Origin of the sequence: Solwaraspora sp. WMMA2056, from assembly GCF_030345095.1 — a bacterium.
GTDB lineage: Bacteria > Actinomycetota > Actinomycetes > Mycobacteriales > Micromonosporaceae > Micromonospora_E.
In genome coordinates this window covers 1715854-1733854 of the sequence record NZ_CP128360.1, presented here as the reverse complement: position 1 = coordinate 1733854, position 18001 = coordinate 1715854, and the positions used below count along the sequence as shown (strand labels likewise).

The 18001-nt window shown below is 72.4% G+C and carries 22 protein-coding genes and 1 riboswitch; of the genes, 2 read left to right on the top strand and 20 right to left on the bottom strand.

Translation table 11 applies throughout. The features are described 5' to 3' along the window. Window positions 1-61 precede the first annotated feature (61 nt). Window positions 62-1687, top strand: a complete 1626-nt coding sequence (locus tag O7608_RS08025; protein WP_289209341.1) for a hypothetical protein — start codon at window positions 62-64, stop codon at window positions 1685-1687. Here the strand turns inward: O7608_RS08025 and thiC are convergent. The 12 genes from thiC to O7608_RS07965 all read right to left on the bottom strand — a co-directional run bounded on the left by thiC (window position 1669) and on the right by O7608_RS07965 (window position 11751). After that, window positions 1669-3261, bottom strand: a complete 1593-nt coding sequence (thiC, locus tag O7608_RS08020) for a phosphomethylpyrimidine synthase ThiC (RefSeq protein WP_289209340.1) — start codon at window positions 3259-3261, stop codon at window positions 1669-1671. The two genes, O7608_RS08025 and thiC, sit on opposite strands and share 19 nt — an antisense overlap. Window positions 3262-3341: 80 nt before the next feature. Next, window positions 3342-4169: a bifunctional hydroxymethylpyrimidine kinase/phosphomethylpyrimidine kinase gene (gene thiD, locus O7608_RS08015; RefSeq protein ID WP_289209339.1), complete on the bottom strand. Its 828-nt coding sequence runs from the start codon at window positions 4167-4169 to the stop codon at window positions 3342-3344. Continuing rightward, window positions 4169-4762, bottom strand: coding sequence for a thiamine phosphate synthase (locus O7608_RS08010; RefSeq protein WP_289209338.1), 594 nt, complete (start codon window positions 4760-4762; stop codon window positions 4169-4171). Before O7608_RS08010 ends, thiD begins: the two co-directional genes overlap by 1 nt. Next, window positions 4759-5529, bottom strand: a complete 771-nt coding sequence (locus O7608_RS08005) for a thiazole synthase (RefSeq protein WP_289209337.1) — start codon at window positions 5527-5529, stop codon at window positions 4759-4761. The genes O7608_RS08010 and O7608_RS08005 overlap by 4 nt, the downstream gene beginning before the upstream one ends. Window positions 5530-5534: 5 nt before the next feature. Beyond that, entirely contained in the window at window positions 5535-5735 is a 201-nt protein-coding gene (gene thiS, locus O7608_RS08000) for a sulfur carrier protein ThiS (protein WP_289209336.1), read from the bottom strand. Beyond that, the gene (gene thiO, locus O7608_RS07995) at window positions 5726-6862 is read right to left on the bottom strand and encodes a glycine oxidase ThiO (protein ID WP_289209335.1); all 1137 of its coding nucleotides are present in this window, start codon (window positions 6860-6862) and stop codon (window positions 5726-5728) included. The genes thiS and thiO overlap by 10 nt, the downstream gene beginning before the upstream one ends. Continuing rightward, entirely contained in the window at window positions 6859-7533 is a 675-nt protein-coding gene (locus tag O7608_RS07990) for a thiamine phosphate synthase (protein WP_289209334.1), read from the bottom strand. The genes thiO and O7608_RS07990 overlap by 4 nt, the downstream gene beginning before the upstream one ends. After that, window positions 7528-7639, bottom strand: a riboswitch (TPP riboswitch). Its footprint overlaps the gene before it by 6 nt. Window positions 7640-7943: 304 nt before the next feature. After that, complete coding sequence (locus O7608_RS07985) at window positions 7944-8153, bottom strand: DUF397 domain-containing protein (protein WP_289209333.1); 210 nt, start codon at window positions 8151-8153, stop codon at window positions 7944-7946. After that, complete coding sequence (locus tag O7608_RS07980) at window positions 8150-8284, bottom strand: hypothetical protein (RefSeq protein ID WP_289209332.1); 135 nt, start codon at window positions 8282-8284, stop codon at window positions 8150-8152. Before O7608_RS07980 ends, O7608_RS07985 begins: the two co-directional genes overlap by 4 nt. Before the next feature lie 103 nt (window positions 8285-8387). Beyond that, a complete protein-coding gene (locus O7608_RS07975; protein WP_289210822.1) occupies window positions 8388-9368 on the bottom strand; it encodes an aldo/keto reductase in 981 nt (326 codons plus the stop codon). A 28-nt stretch (window positions 9369-9396) separates the two neighbouring features. After that, window positions 9397-11067 carry an ABC-F family ATP-binding cassette domain-containing protein gene (locus O7608_RS07970; protein ID WP_289209331.1) on the bottom strand — a complete coding sequence of 557 codons (1671 nt, stop codon included), beginning with the start codon at window positions 11065-11067 and terminating at the stop codon, window positions 9397-9399. A 69-nt stretch (window positions 11068-11136) separates the two neighbouring features. Continuing rightward, window positions 11137-11751 (bottom strand): class I SAM-dependent methyltransferase, encoded by a 615-nt coding sequence (locus tag O7608_RS07965; RefSeq protein WP_289209330.1) that lies wholly within the window; start codon window positions 11749-11751, stop codon window positions 11137-11139. A gap of 75 nt (window positions 11752-11826) precedes the next feature. Between O7608_RS07965 and O7608_RS07960 the strand changes: the two genes are divergently transcribed. Further along, window positions 11827-12846, top strand: coding sequence for a hypothetical protein (locus tag O7608_RS07960; protein ID WP_289209329.1), 1020 nt, complete (start codon window positions 11827-11829; stop codon window positions 12844-12846). Window positions 12847-12855: 9 nt separating this feature from the next. Here the strand turns inward: O7608_RS07960 and truA are convergent, their stop codons facing one another. The 8 genes from truA to infA all read right to left on the bottom strand — a co-directional run bounded on the left by truA (window position 12856) and on the right by infA (window position 17714). Further along, complete coding sequence (gene truA / locus O7608_RS07955; RefSeq protein ID WP_289209328.1) at window positions 12856-13692, bottom strand: tRNA pseudouridine(38-40) synthase TruA; 837 nt, start codon at window positions 13690-13692, stop codon at window positions 12856-12858. 167 nt (window positions 13693-13859) lie between these two features. Then, the gene (gene rplQ / locus O7608_RS07950; protein WP_289209327.1) at window positions 13860-14384 is read right to left on the bottom strand and encodes a 50S ribosomal protein L17; all 525 of its coding nucleotides are present in this window, start codon (window positions 14382-14384) and stop codon (window positions 13860-13862) included. Window positions 14385-14418: 34 nt separating this feature from the next. Next, window positions 14419-15441, bottom strand: a complete 1023-nt coding sequence (locus O7608_RS07945; protein ID WP_282224021.1) for a DNA-directed RNA polymerase subunit alpha — start codon at window positions 15439-15441, stop codon at window positions 14419-14421. Between the two features lie 112 nt (window positions 15442-15553). Beyond that, window positions 15554-16180 (bottom strand): 30S ribosomal protein S4, encoded by a 627-nt coding sequence (rpsD, locus tag O7608_RS07940; protein ID WP_282224022.1) that lies wholly within the window; start codon window positions 16178-16180, stop codon window positions 15554-15556. 14 nt (window positions 16181-16194) lie between these two features. Then, window positions 16195-16602, bottom strand: a complete 408-nt coding sequence (rpsK, locus tag O7608_RS07935) for a 30S ribosomal protein S11 (RefSeq protein ID WP_007073011.1) — start codon at window positions 16600-16602, stop codon at window positions 16195-16197. Window positions 16603-16663: 61 nt separating this feature from the next. Next, on the bottom strand, window positions 16664-17044 hold the full coding sequence (rpsM, locus tag O7608_RS07930; protein ID WP_282224023.1) for a 30S ribosomal protein S13: 381 nt from the start codon (window positions 17042-17044) through the stop codon (window positions 16664-16666). A gap of 246 nt (window positions 17045-17290) precedes the next feature. Continuing rightward, window positions 17291-17404: a 50S ribosomal protein L36 gene (gene rpmJ / locus O7608_RS07925; protein WP_012184307.1), complete on the bottom strand. Its 114-nt coding sequence runs from the start codon at window positions 17402-17404 to the stop codon at window positions 17291-17293. 88 nt (window positions 17405-17492) lie between these two features. Further along, window positions 17493-17714, bottom strand: coding sequence for a translation initiation factor IF-1 (gene infA / locus O7608_RS07920; RefSeq protein WP_007073013.1), 222 nt, complete (start codon window positions 17712-17714; stop codon window positions 17493-17495). Between the last annotated feature and the right edge of the window lie 287 nt (window positions 17715-18001).

The window sequence follows — 18001 nt, the reverse complement described above, 5'->3', positions numbered from 1 at the left end:
ACCGGGTGCACCGGACGGCGCTGCGGTCGACAGTAGGGGCCGCCCGCCGTAACCTCCCGGCATGGCGTTGCGGACCTGGCTCAAGGCGCTCGGCGCGGCGTTCGCCGGTGCGGCCGTCGTCGGCGCGGTCCAACTCGGTGCCGGCTACGGCCTCGATCTGGTACGGCTGCCGCGCGACTTCACCGGCCCGGCCGTCGATTACTGGCCGGCGCAGCTGACCTGGCTGGCCTGGTTCGCCGTGGTCGCCACCACCGCCGGCGCGTACGCCGGGCAGCGGATCGCCGCCGGTCGCCCGGCCCGGCACCGCGCCGGGTCCGGTCGGACGACCGGGTACGGCCTTGCCCGCTCGGTGGTCTTCGCACTGGTCGCCGCCGGCGGCGCGGCGGTCGCGGTCGTCGGGTTGTCGGCCCTGCCGGCGCAGTCGGCCGTCGGCCCGGAGCAGCCGGTGCTGGCCGTCGCGCTGACCGGTGGGATCGGTGCGGCGGTGGGCGTCCTGGCCGCCGTCGCCGCGTCGGCCCATCCGGCGCTGCGGTGGAATCTGCTGCTCGTCACCGGGGCGCTGTGGCTGCTGGCGATCGGGTCAGTGGCACCGGTGCTGCGGGCCGGCGATCCGGTCGCCGAGGTCCGACTCGGGGTGTTCGACCCGGCCGGGCTGGACCCGGCCGGTGCCGGCACCCGGACGCTGGTGCTGCTGCCGGCGGTGGCGCTGGTGGTCGCGGTCGCGGTCAGTGGCTGGTTCCGCTGGCGGCGCCAGCCGGTGTTCGCCGGTGCGGTGGCCGGGATGCTCGGGCCGGCGGTGGTCGACGCCGCCTATCTGATCGCCGGCGCCGGGCAGGGTGGGCGTTACCAGGACGACCCGTACTGGGCGGCGCTGCTGGCGGTCGCCGCCGGGGCGCTCGGGTCGATCGTCACCACGGGGGTACGCCGGCCCCGGCCGGCGGCCCGCACCGCACCTGCGCTGGCGTCATCACCCGCACCCGAGTCAGCAACACCGGTGCCGGAGTCAGCAACACCGGTGCCGGTACCGGGACCTGGCCCGTCACCAGCCGTACCGACGAAGGCCGTGGCACCGCCGACGCCCGCGCCGACGCCCGCGCCGGTGGTCGCGGCCGGGCCGGAGCCGGTGGTCGCGGCCGGGCCGGAGCCGGTGGTCGCGGCCGGGCCGGAGCCGGTGGTCGCGGCCGGGCCGGAGCCGGTGGTCGCCCCGGGACACGCCCGGCCGCATCCTGGCAGCCGGCCGGCGCCGGCGCCAGTGGCGGTGACGCCCCGTGCCACCCCGTCCCCGGTCGCCGGCGGCGGGCCGGCACCGGCTCCGGTGCCGGCGACGACCGCCCGGCCCGTGCCGCGACCGGTCGCCCCGCCGCCGGTGGCCACCGCTCCGGTCGCCCCGCCGCCGGTGGCCCCTGCTCCGGTCACTCCGGCTCCGGTGACCCCGGCACCAGCCGCCGACCCCGGCTCGGGCGCGGACCCGACGCGGACCAGCCGGATCCCCCGACCCCGGTTCGGCCGGGCGCGCCGGACACCGACACCGCCACCGGCACTGACCGACGAGGAGGCCCAGCACGTCGACTGGGTCAGTGAGCTGCGCCGGCCGAGCTACCGCCCGGATGGACAGTCCCGCAACGGCAGCGCGGTTCGCCGCACCGGCACCGGCACCGGCTCGGACGATCAGGCCAGCGGCAGGTAGACCCGCCCGCCAGCCGCAACGAATTCGTCCGACTTGTCCTTCATGCCCTGCTGGGCGTACTCCTTCAGATCCTGCGTAATCTTCATCGAGCAGAACTTCGGACCGCACATCGAGCAGAAGTGCGCCGACTTCGCCGGCTCGGCGGGCAGCGTGGCGTCGTGGTACGACCGGGCCGTCTCCGGGTCCAGCGACAGGTTGAACTGGTCCTCCCAGCGGAACTCGAACCGGGCCTTGGACAGCGCGTCGTCCCAGGCCTGCGCCCCCGGATGCCCCTTGGCCAGGTCGGCGGCGTGCGCCGCGATCTTGTACGCGATCACCCCCGCCTTCACGTCGTCGCGGTCCGGCAGCCCCAGGTGCTCCTTCGGCGTGACGTAGCAGAGCATCGCGGTGCCGAACATGCCGATCATCGCCGCTCCGATCGCCGAGGTGATGTGGTCGTACGCCGGCGCGATGTCGGTGGTCAGCGGGCCGAGCGTGTAGAACGGCGCCTGGTGGCACAGCTCCTGCTGCAGATCCACGTTCTCCTTGATCTTGTGCATCGGCACGTGGCCAGGGCCTTCGATCATCACCTGCACGTCGTGCTCCCAGGCGACGCTGGTCAGCTCGCCCAACGTCCGCAGCTCGGCGAACTGGGCGGCGTCGTTGGCGTCGGCGATCGACCCCGGCCGCAGACCGTCACCGAGGGAGAAGGTCACGTCGTAGCGGGCCAGGATCTCGCACAGCTCCGCGAAGTGCGTGTAGAGGAAGTTCTCCTCGTGGTGCGCCAGGCACCAGGCGGCCATGATCGACCCGCCCCGGGAGACGATCCCGGTGACCCGGTCCACCGCCAACGGCACGTACGGCAGCAGCACGCCGGCGTGCACCGTCATGTAGTCGACGCCCTGCTCGGCCTGCTCGATCACGGTGTCCCGGAACACGTCCCAGCTCAGCTTGACCGGATCCCCGCCGACCTTCTCCAACGCCTGGTAGATCGGCACCGTACCGATCGGCACCGCCGAGTTGCGCACGATCGCCTCGCGGGTCTCGTGGATCCGCTTGCCGGTGGACAGGTCCATCACGGTGTCGGCACCCCACCGGGTGGCCCAGGTCAGCTTCTCCACCTCCTCGGCCACCGACGACGAGACGGCCGAGGTGCCGATGTTGGCGTTCACCTTCACCAGGAACCGGCTACCGATGATCATCGGCTCGGACTCCGGGTGGTTGACGTTGGCCGGCAGCACCGCCCGGCCGGCGGCGATCTCCTCCCGTACCACCTCGGCCGGCAGGTTCTCGCGCACCGCGACGAACTCCATCTCCGGGGTGACCGTCCCGGCCCGGGCGTACGCCAGCTGGGTCGGCCGACGCCCGTCCGCGCCCGCCAGCGGGGTGCCGGCCCCACGTGCCGGAGCGACGTCACCACGCTGCGCGATCCACGGTCCGCGCAGCGGCGGCAGCCCTGCCTGCGGGTCCGATCCCGGGCCGGACGTGTCGTAGAGCCGCACCGGCGGGTTGTCGCCGGCCAGGGTCACCTCGGCGAACGGCACCTGGATGTCCGGTCGCGGTCCTTGCACGTACACCTTGCGACGAGCCTGCATCGGCGGGCCTCCTTCAGATATGTGCCGACTTCGGACAGTTGCCGACTTCAGATGGGTGCGGCTTCAGATGGGGTGCGGCTTCAGGTGGACAGCGGCTGGCGGGACCAGCCGAAGTGGTCGACCGGGCCGTGCCCGGCACCCAGCCGCCAGTGCGCGGCCCCGGCCAACGCGCCCGCCACGTACCCCTTGGCGAAGATCAGGGCGGCCGGTACGTCGTCACCGAGGGCCAGCCGGGCGGCGACCGCCGCCGCGAAGCTGCACCCGGTGCCGTGGGTGTTGCGGGTGGCCAGCCGCTCACCGGTCAGCTGCCAACTGCTGTCGGCCGTCGCGACCACGTCGACCGCCGCCGGGTCGGTCGACGTACCGTCCGGGTCGCCGCCGGTGACCACCACGAACCTCGGCCCGCCGGCGACCAGCTCGGCCGCCGCCCGTGCCATCTCCTCGCGGGTCCGCACCGGCCAGCCGACCAGCGCCGACGCCTCCGCCCGGTTCGGCGTCGCCACCAGGGCGTACGGCAGCAGCCGCTCCACCGCGCCGACCACCCCGAGCCGGTGCCCGCTGGTGGAGACCAGCACCGGATCGACGACCAGGTTCGGCAGCTCCCCCGCGCGGGCCAGCGCGGCGACCACCCCGGCGACCCGCGCCGTACCGAGCATGCCGGTCTTGACCGCAGCCACCGGCAGGTCGACGCGGACCGCCTCGATCTGGGCACGCACCTGACCGGCGGGCAGCTGGTGCACCGCCGTCACACCCCGGGTGTTCTGTGCCGTCACCGCCGTGATCGCGCTGGTGCCGTGGACGCCGAGCGCGGCGAAGACCTTCAGGTCGGCCTGGATGCCGGCGCCGCCGCCGGAGTCGGATCCGGCGATCGTCATCGCCACCACCGGGGTGGTCCGGTCGCCGGTCATCAGCAGCCCACCTCGGCCGGCAGCAACCCGGCGGCCAGCTCGCGGACCACGGCCGCCGGGTCGGCGGCCCGCATCACCGCGCCCATCACCGCCACCCCGGCGGCACCGGCCGCCCGACAGGTGGCGACCTGCTCCGCCGTGGTCACCCCGGCGAGCGCGACCACCGGCCGGCCGGCGGCCCGTGCCAGGCGGGCCAGCCCGGCCGGACCGAGTGGCGGCCCGTAGCCGGGTTTGGACGCGGTCGTGAACACCGGTGACACCGTCACGTAGTCCTCCGTGGTCAGTCGGCCGAGTTCGGCCTCGTCGTGGCAGGAGCGCCCGACCAGCCCGAAGCTCGGCGGCGGGTACGGCCCAGCGGCGCTCAGGTGCACGGCGTCACCGCCGAGCGGGTCCGGACCAGCGACGATCAGGGTGCCGCCGGCCGGAGCGAGAACGCCGCGCAACTGGTCGGCCAGCGCGACGCGCTGCGCCCGGGGCAGGTCGCGTTCCCGCAGCACCACCTGCCGGACGCCGCCGGCCACCGCCGCCGCCACCACCTGCGGCAGCGGCCGGGTCGCCTGTCGACGGTCGGTGAGCAGCACGATCCCGTTCACAGCTCGGGCCGCCCCTCGTCCGGAGTGGACGCCAGCGCGTGGAACCGCTTCGGGATCCGACCGGCGCGGGCCGCCAGCCGGCCGGCGTCGATGGCGTACCGCATGGCGGTGGCCATCGCCACCGGGTCGGCGGCCCGGGTCACCGCGCTGGCCAGCAGCACCGCGTCGCAGCCCAGCTCCATGGCGAGCGCGGCGTCGGAGGCGGTGCCGACCCCGGCGTCCAGGATCACCGGGATGTCGACCGACTGACGGATCAGCCGGAGGTGGTGCGGGTTGAGGATGCCCAGGCCGGAGCCGATCGGCGCGCCGGCCGGCATCACCGCCGCGCAACCGACGTCGGCCAGCCGCCGCGCCAGCACCGGATCGTCGGTGGTGTACGGCAGCACGGTGAAACCCTCGTCGACCAACTGCTCGGCGGCGCGCAGCAGCTCGGCACCGTCCGGCAGCAGGGTCCGCTCGTCGCCGATGACCTCCAGCTTGACCCAGTCGGTGTCGAACGCCTCGCGGGCCAGGTGGGCCACCTTCACCGCCTCGGTGGCGGTGTAGCAGCCGGCGGTGTTCGGCAGCAGCCGTACGCCGCAGCGTTCCAGCAGGTCGAGCAGTCCGCCGTGCATGGTGGCGGCGCTGTCCACCCGGCGCAGTGCGACCGTCACCAGCCCGGTGCCGCTGGCGGCGATCGCCTGCTCCAGGATGTGCAGGTTGGCGGCGCCGCCGGTGCCGAGGATCAGCCGGGAGTCGAAACTGTGCCCGGCGACGGTGAACGGCATCCGGTTCACCCGCCCTGCGCGGCGATCAGGACCTCGACCCGGTCGCCGTCGCACAGCTGCTCGGCCGGCCAGCCGCTGCGCGGCACCACCGCACCGTTGACGGCGACGGCGACACCCCGGTCGGCGTCGGTGACCGTACGGACGACGTCGGCGAGCGTGACACCGGTCGGCGTGGTGACCGGCGCGCCGTTCACGATCAGCTCCATGGCTCCTTCTCCCTCGCGTTCTCCCTGTTCGCAGCCGTGAACCGGCCCGGTTGGAACGGTGCCAGCACCGGATCCGGGTCGGCGCCGGCGGCCAGGTCGGCGATCAGGTCGGCGGTCACCGGGGTCAGCACGATGCCGTGCCGGTGATGTCCGGTCGCCACCAGCACCCGCCCGTCGGCCGTGGGAAGCCAGCCGAGCAGCGGCGCGTTGTCGGGCGTACCGGGCCGGGCCGCTGCCCGCGCCTCGACCAGCTCGTACTCGGCGATCTCCGGCAGCAGGTCGGCGGCGGCGCGCAGCAGCTCCAGCACCGCACCGGCGGTCACCGTGGTGTCGCCGCGTTCCTCGACGGTGGCGCCGACGACCACCTCCCCGTCGGCGCGCGGCACCAGGTAGACCTGTCGGCCGTCGGCGTACCCCCGGATCACGTGCCGGAACCCGACGGCGCCGGCGGGTGCCCGCAGCCGCAGGATCTGGCCTTTGACCGGCCGTACCGGCAGCCCGGTCAGCGTCGCCGAGCCGCAGCCGGCGGCCACCACGACCACTTGCGCGTCCAGTGTGGAGACGTCGGTGACCGGTTGCGGGACCACGGTGACCCCGGTCCGGTCCAGCGCGGTGTCCAGTGCCGCGACCAGCCGACGCGGGTCGACCTGGTGGTCGTCGGGCATCAGCGCCCCGCCGCGTGCCCTCGGGGCCAGCGCCGGTTCGCGATCCCGCAGCGCCGTGGCGCGCAGCAGCGTGATCGGCAGGTCCAGGCTCTGCTGGTACGCCCAGAGCCGCTGCGCCTCCTGCCGGTCGTCGCCGGTGAGGGTGACGACCAGGGTGCCGTCGGTGCGGTAGCCGATGTCCTGGCCGGTGACGGCGGTCAGTTCGGCGGCGAACGCCGGCCAGCGGGCCGCCGAGTCGACCAGCAGCCGGGTCAGCTCCGCCTCGCCGAAGTGCGACTCGGCGACCGGGGCGAGCATCCCGGCGGCCACCGACGACGCCCCGGATCCGGGTGCCGGGTCGTGCAGCACGGTACGCAGTCCACGCTGCGCGCACCGCCAGGCGATCCCCATCCCGATCGGCCCGCCGCCGACCACCGCCACGTCGGCCCGACCGTTGGCGGGCCCGCTGCTTGTCGCCGTCATGCCGGCGCTCCGTCGGCGGCGGCGGTCGGCCGACGACGTACCGCTGTCAGCAGTTCGGCGGTGGCCCGGCCCGGGTCGGCGGCGGCCGCGATCGCGCCGACCACCGCGACCCCGTACGCCCCGGCGGCCAGCAGGTGTGCAACCCGGTCCACGGTGACCCCGGCGATCGCGACCACCGGTACGTCGACCGCGGCGGCGACGGCGGCCAGCCCGGCCGGCCCGATCGGGTCGGGCAGCCCGGTCTTGGTGCCGGTGGCGTAGCACGGCCCGACCCCCAGGTACGTCGCCCCGGCGGCGACCGCCGCCCGCCCGGTGGCCGGGTCGCGCGCGGTGGCACCGAGGATCGCGGCCGGCCCGAGCACCCGACGGGCGGCGTCGACCGGCAGGTCCGCCGCGCCGACGTGCGCGCCGGCCGCGCCGGTGGCGAGTGCGATGTGCAACCGGTCGTTGACCAGGCAGGTCACCCGGTACGCGGTGCATTCGGCGACCGCACGGACGGTCAACTCGTAGGCGTCCCGGTCGGACATGTCGTCCTCGACGCGCACCTGCACGACGAGGTCGGCGACGGCGTCGGCAGCGCGGGCGGCGGCCAACGCGGCCCGCAGTACGCCGAGCGGGTCGCACCCGGGTCGGGTGTCGGTGATCAGATGCAGTCGCCCAAGGGACGGCACGGCAACGCTCCTCCCTGCGCCGGCATTACCCGGATCAGGTTCGACGGTCGGAGGCCGCGTCAGCCTCCCTCTCAGCCCGGTGCACCGGGCTCCCGTGGGTTACTTGCCTGTTACCGTACGACGGTCTCGTCGATCCGCCAAGGGCCAATCCGAGGCAACCTTCGGTCTGCCGCCCTCGCCCCGCTGTCGGCCGTGACCAGGCTCACCGCGCGGTCGAGGTCGCGCACCGCGGTCGAGGTCGTGGCTGACCGGCGGGAGCCAACCTGTCCTCGTCCAGCGCAGGTATGGTTTCAGCAATATTCCTGTGAGGAATAATTATTCCACACAGGAATACCGTCACGACGCAATAGGTGTCCCGGGACCAGTCGACGACGCCGACGCGGGGCCGAGACAGCGGCGCTCAGTTCTGCTCAGCTCAGCGAGTCGGTGAGGGTGCCCGCCTTCGCGGCGGCGACGAAGGCCGACCAGCTCCCCGGCGCGATCACCAGCACCGGACCGCCCGGATCCTTCGAGTCCCGCACCCCGACGACCACACCCAGCCCGTCAGCCACCTCGACACACTCACCCTGATTGTTCGATCGGCTGCTCTTGCGCCAGCTAGCGCCGGAAAGATCGATCACGACTCGTACTCCTTCGCGGTCTGCCAGAAGAGGTCACGACTGGCCTGCTCATCCTTGGTCTTCGGGGCCAGCGCGGCCAACGCCTCGATGGTCGGCAGGTCCGCGCCGTACAGCTCACATAGCAGCACCACGTCCTCGGTGCGGCATGTCTCTACCACGACACCACGACAGCGTTTTCGACTACTAATTGATCATCGATGTAAGTCCAGCCGAGGAGACAAGATCATGTGAGGCTCAGCTCAGCGAGCCGCCGGGGCCGGCCGGATCCGGCAGGATCGCGCGCAACTCGGCGAGGTCGTCGGCGTCCGGCTGCCACGACCCGGCGGCGGCGTTCGCCCGTACCTGCTCGGCGGTGGTCGCCCCGGCGATCACCGACGCCACCGCCGGCTGCGCGGCCAGGCCGCCGATCGCGACGGTGAGCAGCGACAGGTCCCGCTTCGCGGCGTACGCGTCGAGGGCCTCGATGACGTCCCACGGTGCCCCGGCCAGCCGGGCGACGTACCGGCTGCCCTCGCCCGCCAACCGGCTGCCCGCCGGCGGCGCCTCGGCCCGGCGGTACTTGCCGGTCAGCAGCCCGTCGGCGAGCGGGAAGTACGGCAGCAGCCCCAGGCCGAAGCGCCGACAGGCCGGCACCACTTCCTGCTCCACCCGCCGGTCCAGCAGGTTGTACTCGTTCTGCGCGCTGACGAACGGTGACAACCCACCGGTACGCGCGGTCCACGCGGCGTCGGCGATCTGCCAGCCGGCGAAGTTGGAGCAGCCGACGTAGCGGACCTTGCCGCCGCGTACCAGGTCGTCCAGGGCCTGCAGGGTCTCCTCGACCGGGGTGACCGGGTCCGGCTCGTGGAACTGGTACAGGTCGATGTGGTCGGTGCCGAGTCGGCGCAGCGACGCCTCGACGGCCCGCACGATGTAGCGCCGGGAGCCGCGTACCCCGTGGTCGACGCCGTTGCGGCCGGCCATGTCCATGCCGAACTTGGTGGCCAGCACCACGTCGTCACGGCGGCCGCGCAGCGCCGCCCCGAGCTGCTCCTCGGAACCGCCGGGCGGGGTGCCGTAGATGTCGGCGGTGTCGAACAGGGTGATCCCGGCGTCGATGGCGGCGTCGACGACCGCCCGGGTGCCGGCGGCGTCCAGCTTGCGGCCGAAGTTGTTGCAACCGACCCCGACCGCCGACACCATCAGCCCCGAGTCGCCCAACCGGCGGTAGATCATCTCAGTCACACCGGCCAGCCTACGACGGTCAGCGGACGTCCCAGACCGGCTCGGGGACCTCGACCACCTCGCCGTCACCCTGGAACAGCACGAACCGGTCGAACGACCGGGTGAACCAGCGGTCGTGGGTGACCGCGATCACCGTACCTTCGAAGGCCTTGAGCCCTTCCTCCAGCGCCTCGGCCGAGGCCAGGTCCAGGTTGTCGGTCGGCTCGTCGAGCAGCAGCAGGGTCGCGCCGGACAGCTCCAGCAGCAGCACCAGGAACCGGGCCTGCTGGCCACCGGAGAGGGTGCCGAACCGCTGGTCGCCCTGGCCGGCCAGGTCGTAGCGGGACAGCACACCCATCGCCGCGTGCCGGTCCATCCCGGCCCGGTGGTCGTCGCCGCGCCACAGCACGTCGGCGAGGGTCTGGTCGAGCAGTTCCGGCCGGTCGTGGGTCTGCGAGAAGTGGCCGGGCCGGACCCGGGCACCGAGCCGCACCATGCCGTCGTGGACCACCGGGGCAAGCGCCGCGCCGGCGATCGGTCCGGCCGCCGGGTCCGGGTCGGTGCCGCCCCGGGCCAGCAGCCGCAGAAAGTGCGACTTGCCGGTGCCGTTGGCGCCGAGCACCGCGACCCGGTCGCCGTACCAGATCTCCAGGTCGAACGGGTACGTCAGCCCGTCGAGCTCCAGCTGCTCGCAGATCACCGCCCGCTTGCCGGTCCGGCCGCCGGACAGGCGCATCCGCAGCGACTGGTCCTTCGGCGGCAGCGGCGGCGGGCCGGCCTCCTCGAACTTGCGCAGCCGGGTCTGCGCCGCCTGGTAGCGCGAGGCCAACCCGTCGTTGTACGCCGCCTTCTGTTTGTACATCAGCATCAGTTCGCGCAGCTTCTCGTGCTCCTCGTCCCAGCGCCGACGCTGCTCCTCCAACCGGGCGTGCCGGGCCGTGCGAGCCTCGTGCCAGCTGGCGAAGCCACCCGGATGGGTCCACGCCGAGCCGCCTTCGACGGCAACCACCCGGTCGGCGGTCTGGGCCAGCAGCTCCCGGTCGTGCGATACGTAGAGCACCGACTTGCCCGACTCGCGCAGCCGCTGCTCCAGCCACCGTTTACCCGGTACGTCAAGGAAGTTGTCCGGCTCGTCGAGCAGCAGCACCTCGTCGGTGCCGCGCAGCAGCAGCTCCAACGCGAACCGTTTCTGCTGTCCACCGGACAGCGTCCGGACCGGACGGTCCCGGACCCGTTCCCAGGGCAGGTCCAGCACGGTGGTGGCGACGGTGTCGAAGACGACCTCGGCCTCGTAGCCGCCGGCTTCACCCCAGGCGGCGAGGGCGTTGGCGTACCCGATCTGGATCTTCTCGGCGGCTGCGGAGTTCGCGGCCGCCGCGGCGTGCACGGCCCGTTCGGCGGCGGCGAGCCGCTCCCCGGCGGCCCGCAGCGGCGGTGGCGCGAGCGACAACGCCAGGTCGGCAAGGGTACGGTCGTCGCCGATCATGCCGATGAACTGCCGCATCACGCCGAGCCCACCGGAGCGGGCAACCGATCCGGTGGCCACCGGCAGGTCACCGGCGACCATCCGCAGCAGCGTCGTCTTGCCGGCGCCGTTCGGGCCGACCAGGGCGACCTTGGCCCCCTCACCGACCCGGAACGACACATCGGCGAACAGTTGCCGGCCGTCCGGCAGGGTGTGCCCCACTGCGGCCACGTCCACGTATCCCACCCCGGCATGGTGCCTGATCGCAGCAGCTGTCGGCAGCTGAGATTCGCGCCGCCGGCCGCCGGGTGGTCGTCAGTGCGTACGGTGGGTGACCCGCAGCACCCGGTAGCCCTTCTGGCTGGCGTGCCGTTCGACCTGCCAGCCCTGCTCGCGCAGCCACTGCTGCACCGAGTCGCCGCCCAGGTAGCGGGCGATGACCAGCCAGCCGACGCCGTCCGGGGCGAGCCGGGGCAGCCAGCGGGCCAGCAGGGCGTGCAGTTCCGCCTTGCCGACCCGGATCGGCGGGTTGGACCACAGCTGGGTGAAGCTGATCTCCGGAGGTACGGAGTCGGGGTCGGCGACCCGGACCCGGTCGGCGACGCCGAGCCGGTCGGCGTTGGCCAGGGTGAGTTCCCGGGCACGGGCGTTGACGTCCACCGCGTGGACCGTGGCGGTCGGCGCGTGATCGGCCAGCACACAGGTGATCGGGCCGTACCCGCAGCCGAGGTCGAGAAACGGCCCGGGGTCGGTCGGCACGGGCAGGTCGGCCTTGCGCAGCAGGACGGCGGTGCCCGGGTCGAGCCGGCCGGCGGAGAAGACTCCGGCGGCGGCGGTCAGCGTGTAGTCGCGCCCGGCCACCGAGAAGTCGATTTCCGCCCGGACGTCGGCGGTGGTGGGCTGCGGGCTGAAGTAGTGGTCGCCGGTCACCGCCGCATTGTCCCAATCGCGACCCGGCGGTCCGACGGCAGCGTGTTACCCGCCCGGTCCGTTACCCTGTGCGACATGACGTACGGGTACGAATCCGGCGCGGGGCATCGACCACCCCGACCGGTCGGCCCGCCCCGGACCCCGTACGCCGGCCCGCCCGGCAACCCACCCGCCGGCCCGCCCAGGACCCCGTCGGGTGATCCGCCGACCGAGTTGATTCCGGCCATGCCGCCGGCCGGTCCGGGCCGGCCGACCCGGCTGCGCAACCAGCCCGGACGGCGACGATCCACCCGTACGTCGACGGCGGTCGACCGCCTGCCGCCCGGTGGCCGTCGGCCCCGGCCCGCCCCGGCTCCCGCCCGCCCCGGTCTGTGGTCGTCGACCACGGTGTGGCAGGTGGTGATCAGCGGACTGTCCGTCCTGCTGATGCTCGGCGTCTGCGGCCTCAGTTCGTTCTTCATCGTGGCCGACGAACGCAACGGCCGGGTCTCCGCCGGGGTCGCCGAGCCCGGCGAACCGACCCCGGCGCCCCGTGACATCAGCTCCCGCGAGGTCGACCCCGAACCGTTGACGGTGGAGGAGGTCTTCCCGACCGGCGACATCGTGATCGACCCGGCCGAACCGCCGTACCAGCTGTTGAAGACCCAGGTCGAGGCGCGCTGCCGGGCGGCGGTCGCCGGCGACATCGGCCCGATGCTCGACGAACTCGGCTGCAACCAGGTCGTCCGGGGCACCCTGCGCTCCCCCACCGGGGAGTACCTGATCACGACGGGCGTGTTCAACCTGGCCGACGCGACCGGTGCCGAATGGGCCCACACCCGGATCAAGCCGCTGGTCGACGAGGAGAAGGGACGCTTCCAGGGCATGATCGCCGACGAGGGTACGGAGGCCGTCGCGCTCTCCTCGGCCCAGGTCGGCTGGCACTCCCTCGGCCACTTCCTGATGTACTGCGTGATCGCCCGCGCCGACGGCCAACCGGTGCCCGCCGACGACCCGTACGCCCGGCAGATCCTCTTCGACATGCTGCAGCTGCACCTGCAGGCGGGTGTCCTGGAGAAACGGGCGGTGCAGCCGGCGGGTGACGGCGGTCGGTAGCCGCAGCCGTCACTCGACGGCGGTCGGTAGCCGCAGCCGGCGGGTGACGGCGGCCCGATCGGCGTAGCCGGCCGGATCGGCCGGGTAGCCGACCTCGACCAGGGTGAGCCCGTGTGGTGGGGCGACGGTGACCTCACTGGACCGTTCCCGCCGGCTCAGCAGCGCACCCGGCCAGTCGGTCGGCCGCCGGCCGTCACCGACGAAGAGCATCGCGCCGACGAGGCTGCGCACCATCGCCTGGCAGAAGGCGTCCGCCATCACGGTGCCGATCAGGGTGCCGGTGTCGTCGCGCTGCCAGTCCAGCCGGGTGATCTGCCGGATCGTGGTGGCGTGTTCCTTACGGCGGCAGTACGCGGCGAAGTCGTGCTCGCCGACCAGGTGGGCGGCGGCGGCGTTGAGCGCGGCCAGATCCAGCGGACGCGGCCAGGCGAGGGTGTCGTGGCGGCGCAGCGGCTCGGCACCGTACGGGGCGTCGGTGACCCGGTAGGCGTACCGCCGGAAGGTCGCCGAGAAGCGGGCGTCGAAGTCGGCCGGCACCTCGGCGACCGCCCGCACCCGTACGTCGCGGGGCAGCGTGCCGGCGAACCGACGCAGCAGGGTGCCGGACCGTTCGGCCCAGACCTCGGCCGGTACGTCGAGGTGGCAGACCTGGCCGCTGGCGTGCACCCCGGCGTCGGTGCGCCCGGCCACCGTCAGCCCGACCGCGACGGCCGGCCCGAACGCCCGGTCGAGCGCGGTGGTCAGCTCGCCGGCGACGGTACGCCGCTGCGGCTGTACCGCCCAGCCGGAGAAGTCGGTGCCGTCGTAGCTGACGTCGAGCCGGAGACGGACGTACCCCTGCCGCACCTGGACCTCCTGCTGCGCTGCGCGGATGTGGACAAGACAGCGGGACCCGGCGCTGCTGTCGCAGCGCCGGGTCCCGCCGGGTGTGCTCGTCGTCGGACGACTCAGGCCTTGTTGTCGCCTGCGGCGACCGCTCAGGCCTTGCTGTCGCCCTCGCCGGCCGGAGCGTCCTAGGTGGCACCGGTGTCGGTGTCACCGGAGGCCGACACCGGCGGCTCGGCGTCCTGGTCGTCGCTGCGCGCGGCCGGGGTCTCGTCGGCTCCGGCGAGTGCCTCGACCTTGTCCTGCTGGGCGGCGGCCTTACGGTCGGCCTTGGCCGGCGTCGGGGCGGCCACCACCAGCTCCTCGACCAGCTCGATGATCGCCATCGGGGCGTTGTCGCCCTTGCGCGGGCCGGTCTTGACGATCCGGGTGTAGCCACCCGGACGGTTGGCGAACCGCGGCGCGATCTGGTCGAACAGCTCGAAGACCACGTCCTTGTCCCGCACGACGGTCAGCACCCGACGACGCGAGTGCAGGTCGCCCCGCTTGGCCTTGGTGATCAGCTGCTCCGCGAGGGGGCGCAGCCGCTTCGCCTTGGTCTCGGTGGTCTTGATCTTGCCGTGCCGGAACAGCGACGTGGCCAGGTTCGCCAGCATCATCCGCTCGTGCGCGGGGCTGCCGCCGAGGCGGGGGCCCTTGGTGGGCGTGGGCATGGTTGGTGCTCCTCAGTGGTGGCGGCAGCCGGTGTTACAGCTGCTCGGTCTCGCGGTAGTCGTCGGTGTCGTAGTCGGCTTCGCTGAAGGCGTCCACGACGTGTGCCGGGTCGAAGTTGGGCGCCGAGTCCTTCAGGCCCAGCCCCATCCCGGCGAGCTTCATCTTGACCTCGTCGATCGACTTCTGACCGAAATTCCTTATATCGAGGAGGTCCGCCTCGGTCCGCCCGATCAGCTCGCCGACGCTGTTGATGCCCTCGCGCTTGAGGCAGTTGTACGACCGTACGGTCAGGTCCAGCTCCTCGATCGGCAGCGCCAGATCGGCGGCCAGCTGGGCGTCCTGCGGCGACGGCCCGATGTCGATGCCCTCGGCGGTCTCGTCCAGCTCACGGGCCAGGCCGAAGAGCTCGACCAGGGTGGAGCCGGCCGAGGCCAGCGCGGTACGCGGCCCGATCGACGGCTTGGTCTCGACGTCGATGATCAGCCGGTCGAAGTCGGTCCGCTGCTCGACCCGGGTCGCCTCGACCCGGTAGGTGACCTTGAGCACCGGCGAGTAGATCGAGTCGACCGGGATCCGGCCGATCTCGGCACCGGCCTGCTTGTTCTGCGCGGCGGTGACGTAGCCACGGCCCCGCTCGACGGTCAGCTCCATGTCGAGCCGGCCCTTGCCGTTGAGGGTGGCCAGCTTCAGATCGGGGTTGTGCACCGAGACACCGGCCGGCGGCTGAATGTCCCCGGCGGTGACGTCGCCGGGGCCCTGCTTGCGCAGGTACATGCTGACCGGCTCGTCGTGCTCGGAGCTGACGCAGAGCTCCTTGACGTTCATGACCAGCTCGACCACGTCCTCCTTGACACCGGGGATCGTGGTGAACTCGTGCAGCACGCCGTCGATCTTGATGCTGGTGACCGCCGCACCCGGGATGGAGCTGAGCAGGGTACGCCGCAGCGAGTTGCCGAGCGTGTAGCCGAAACCCGGCTCCAACGGCTCGATGGTGAACAGGGACCTGGTCTCGCTGATCGACTCCTCGGACAGAGTCGGCCGCTGGCTGATGAGCACGTACTTCTCCTTGGGTCGGGGCGACCGCTATATGACGCCCGTCGGTGGTGCACCCGTCGGTGGGGGTCGCGGTCGGCCGGTGCCGGCCGCGACCCCCACCGACGGGGGTGGCTCACTTCGAGTAGAGCTCGACGATCAGCTGCTCCTGCACCTGCGTGTCGATGACCTGACGCGCCGGCATCGAGTGCACGAGGATCTTCATCTGGCTGGGGATCGCCTCCAGCCAGGCCGGGACGGTCTTCGAGCCGGCCTCGCCCTGGGCGACCAGGAACGGGGTCAGCTCCTTCGACTTCGTCCGCACCTCGACGATGTCGTGCTCCTTGACGCGGTACGAGGGGATGTCGACCTTCTTGCCGTTCACCGTGAAGTGCCCGTGCTTGACCAGCTGGCGCGCCATGTCCCGGGACTTGGCGTAGCCGGCGCGGTACACGACGTTGTCGAGCCGGGACTCCAGGATCTGCAGCAGGACCTCACCGGTCTTGGCCTGCTTGGCCACTGCTTCCTCGTAGTAGCCGCGGAACTGCTTCTCCAGCACGCCGTACACCCGGCGGGCCTTCTGCTTCTCCCGCAGCTGCAGGAGGTACTCGGTCTCCTTGGTCCGACCACGGCCGTGCTGGCCGGGCGGGAAGGGCCGGGATTCGAACGGGCACTTCGGCCCGTCGCACTTGCTGCCCTTGAGGAACAGCTTCATCTTCTCGCGCCGGCAACGGCGGCAGTCGGCACCCGTGTAACGAGCCATCTTTTCCTAACCTCTCAGACCCGGCGACGCTTCGGCGGACGGCACCCGTTGTGCGGCTGTGGCGTGACGTCGGAGATCTGCCCGACCTCCAGGCCGACTGCCTGCAGCGAACGGATGGCGGTCTCCCGGCCGGAGCCGGGGCCCTTGACGAAGACGTCGACCTTGCGCATGCCGTGCTCCATCGCCCGACGGGCGGCTGCCTCGGCGGCCAGCTGCGCGGCGAACGGAGTCGACTTGCGGGAGCCCTTGAAACCGACCTGGCCGGCGGAGGCCCAGGAGATCACCGCGCCGGTCGGGTCGGTGATCGAAACGATGGTGTTGTTGAAGGTGCTCTTGATGTGCGCCTGCCCGTGGGCGACGTTCTTGCGTTCCTTGCGCCGGACCTTCTTGACAGCGGCTCCAGCGCGAGCCTTCGGTGGCATGAGTTTTCTGCGCTCCTATTGGACGATCGAGGTATCCGGTCGGACCCGGTGACGGCCAGTACTACTTCTTGCCCGGCTTCTTCTTGCCGGCGACGGTCCGCTTCGGGCCCTTGCGGGTCCGGGCGTTGGTCCGGGTGCGCTGGCCGCGCACGGGCAGTCCGCGGCGGTGCCGGATGCCCTCGTAGCAGCCGATCTCCACCTTGCGGCGGATGTCTGCGGCGACCTCACGACGCAGATCACCTTCGACCTTGAAGCTGGCCTCGATGTGATCGCGGAGCTGGACCAGCTCCTCGTCGGTGAGGTCGCGGACCCGCTTGTTCGGGTCGATGCCAGTCGCGGCGAGCGTGGCGATCGAACGGGTCCGGCCGATCCCGAAAATGTAGGTGAGCGCGATCTCCATCCGCTTTTCGCGGGGCAGATCGACGCCGACTAGACGTGCCATGTGCGGGCGTACTCCTCAGGTGGTGTGCGCGGAGGTCTGAGCCCGCCCCACCCCGGCTGCCCAGGTCGGCCGACCCGTACGGGCCGTCGACGTGCCGGGCCCCGGCCTCCGACCGGGGGTTGGGCCGCGTCGCACAGCGACGTGTCGCGCTGTGGCTCGCGGCTGGGACGAGCATGTGCTGTTGTGCGGATCGGCCGCCTGAGCCGCCCCGTCGCCGGCCCGGCGGTTGCCGGTCGGCCCCTGGGGTCAGCCCTGGCGCTGCTTGTGCCGGGGGTCGGTGCAGATCACCATCACCCGGCCGTGCCGGCGGATAACCCGGCACTTGTTGCAGATCCTCTTGACGCTCGGCTTGACCTTCACGGTGTGCCTTACTTCCAGTGACGCCCTGTCCGCAGGCGCGGACCGGGCTTGAGGACGGACACGGGACGCCCCGGCCGCCGTCAGGTGGTTACTTGTAGCGATAGACGATCCGCCCGCGGGTGAGGTCGTACGGCGAGAGCTCGACGACGACCCGGTCCTCGGGCAGGATGCGGATGTAGTGCTGCCGCATCTTGCCGCTGATGTGAGCCAGCACCTTGTGGCCGTTGGCGAGCTCCACCCGGAACATGGCGTTCGGGAGTGGCTCGATCACTCGGCCCTCGATCTCGATGGCCCCGTCTTTTTTCGGCATGTCCTCCGCTGTCCTGACGTCGGTTGCTCGGGATCGGCTCACAACACCATTCGCGGACCGTCGCCTGGGCCCGCCGACCGGGAACCGGTCCGCCGACCTTGCGACACGCCCGCGCCAGCCGCGGCTCCAGACATCTGCCGGGTGCGACACGGATCGTGAAACCCGCCCGCCACTCGATCAGAAACGGCCTGCCGAAGCGCAGAGCAGGCACGCTGGAGAGGACGCTGTGCGCCGACCTATCAGTGTACGCGGGTTGTCACGCGGACAGCAAACCGCGCGTCGCCGGG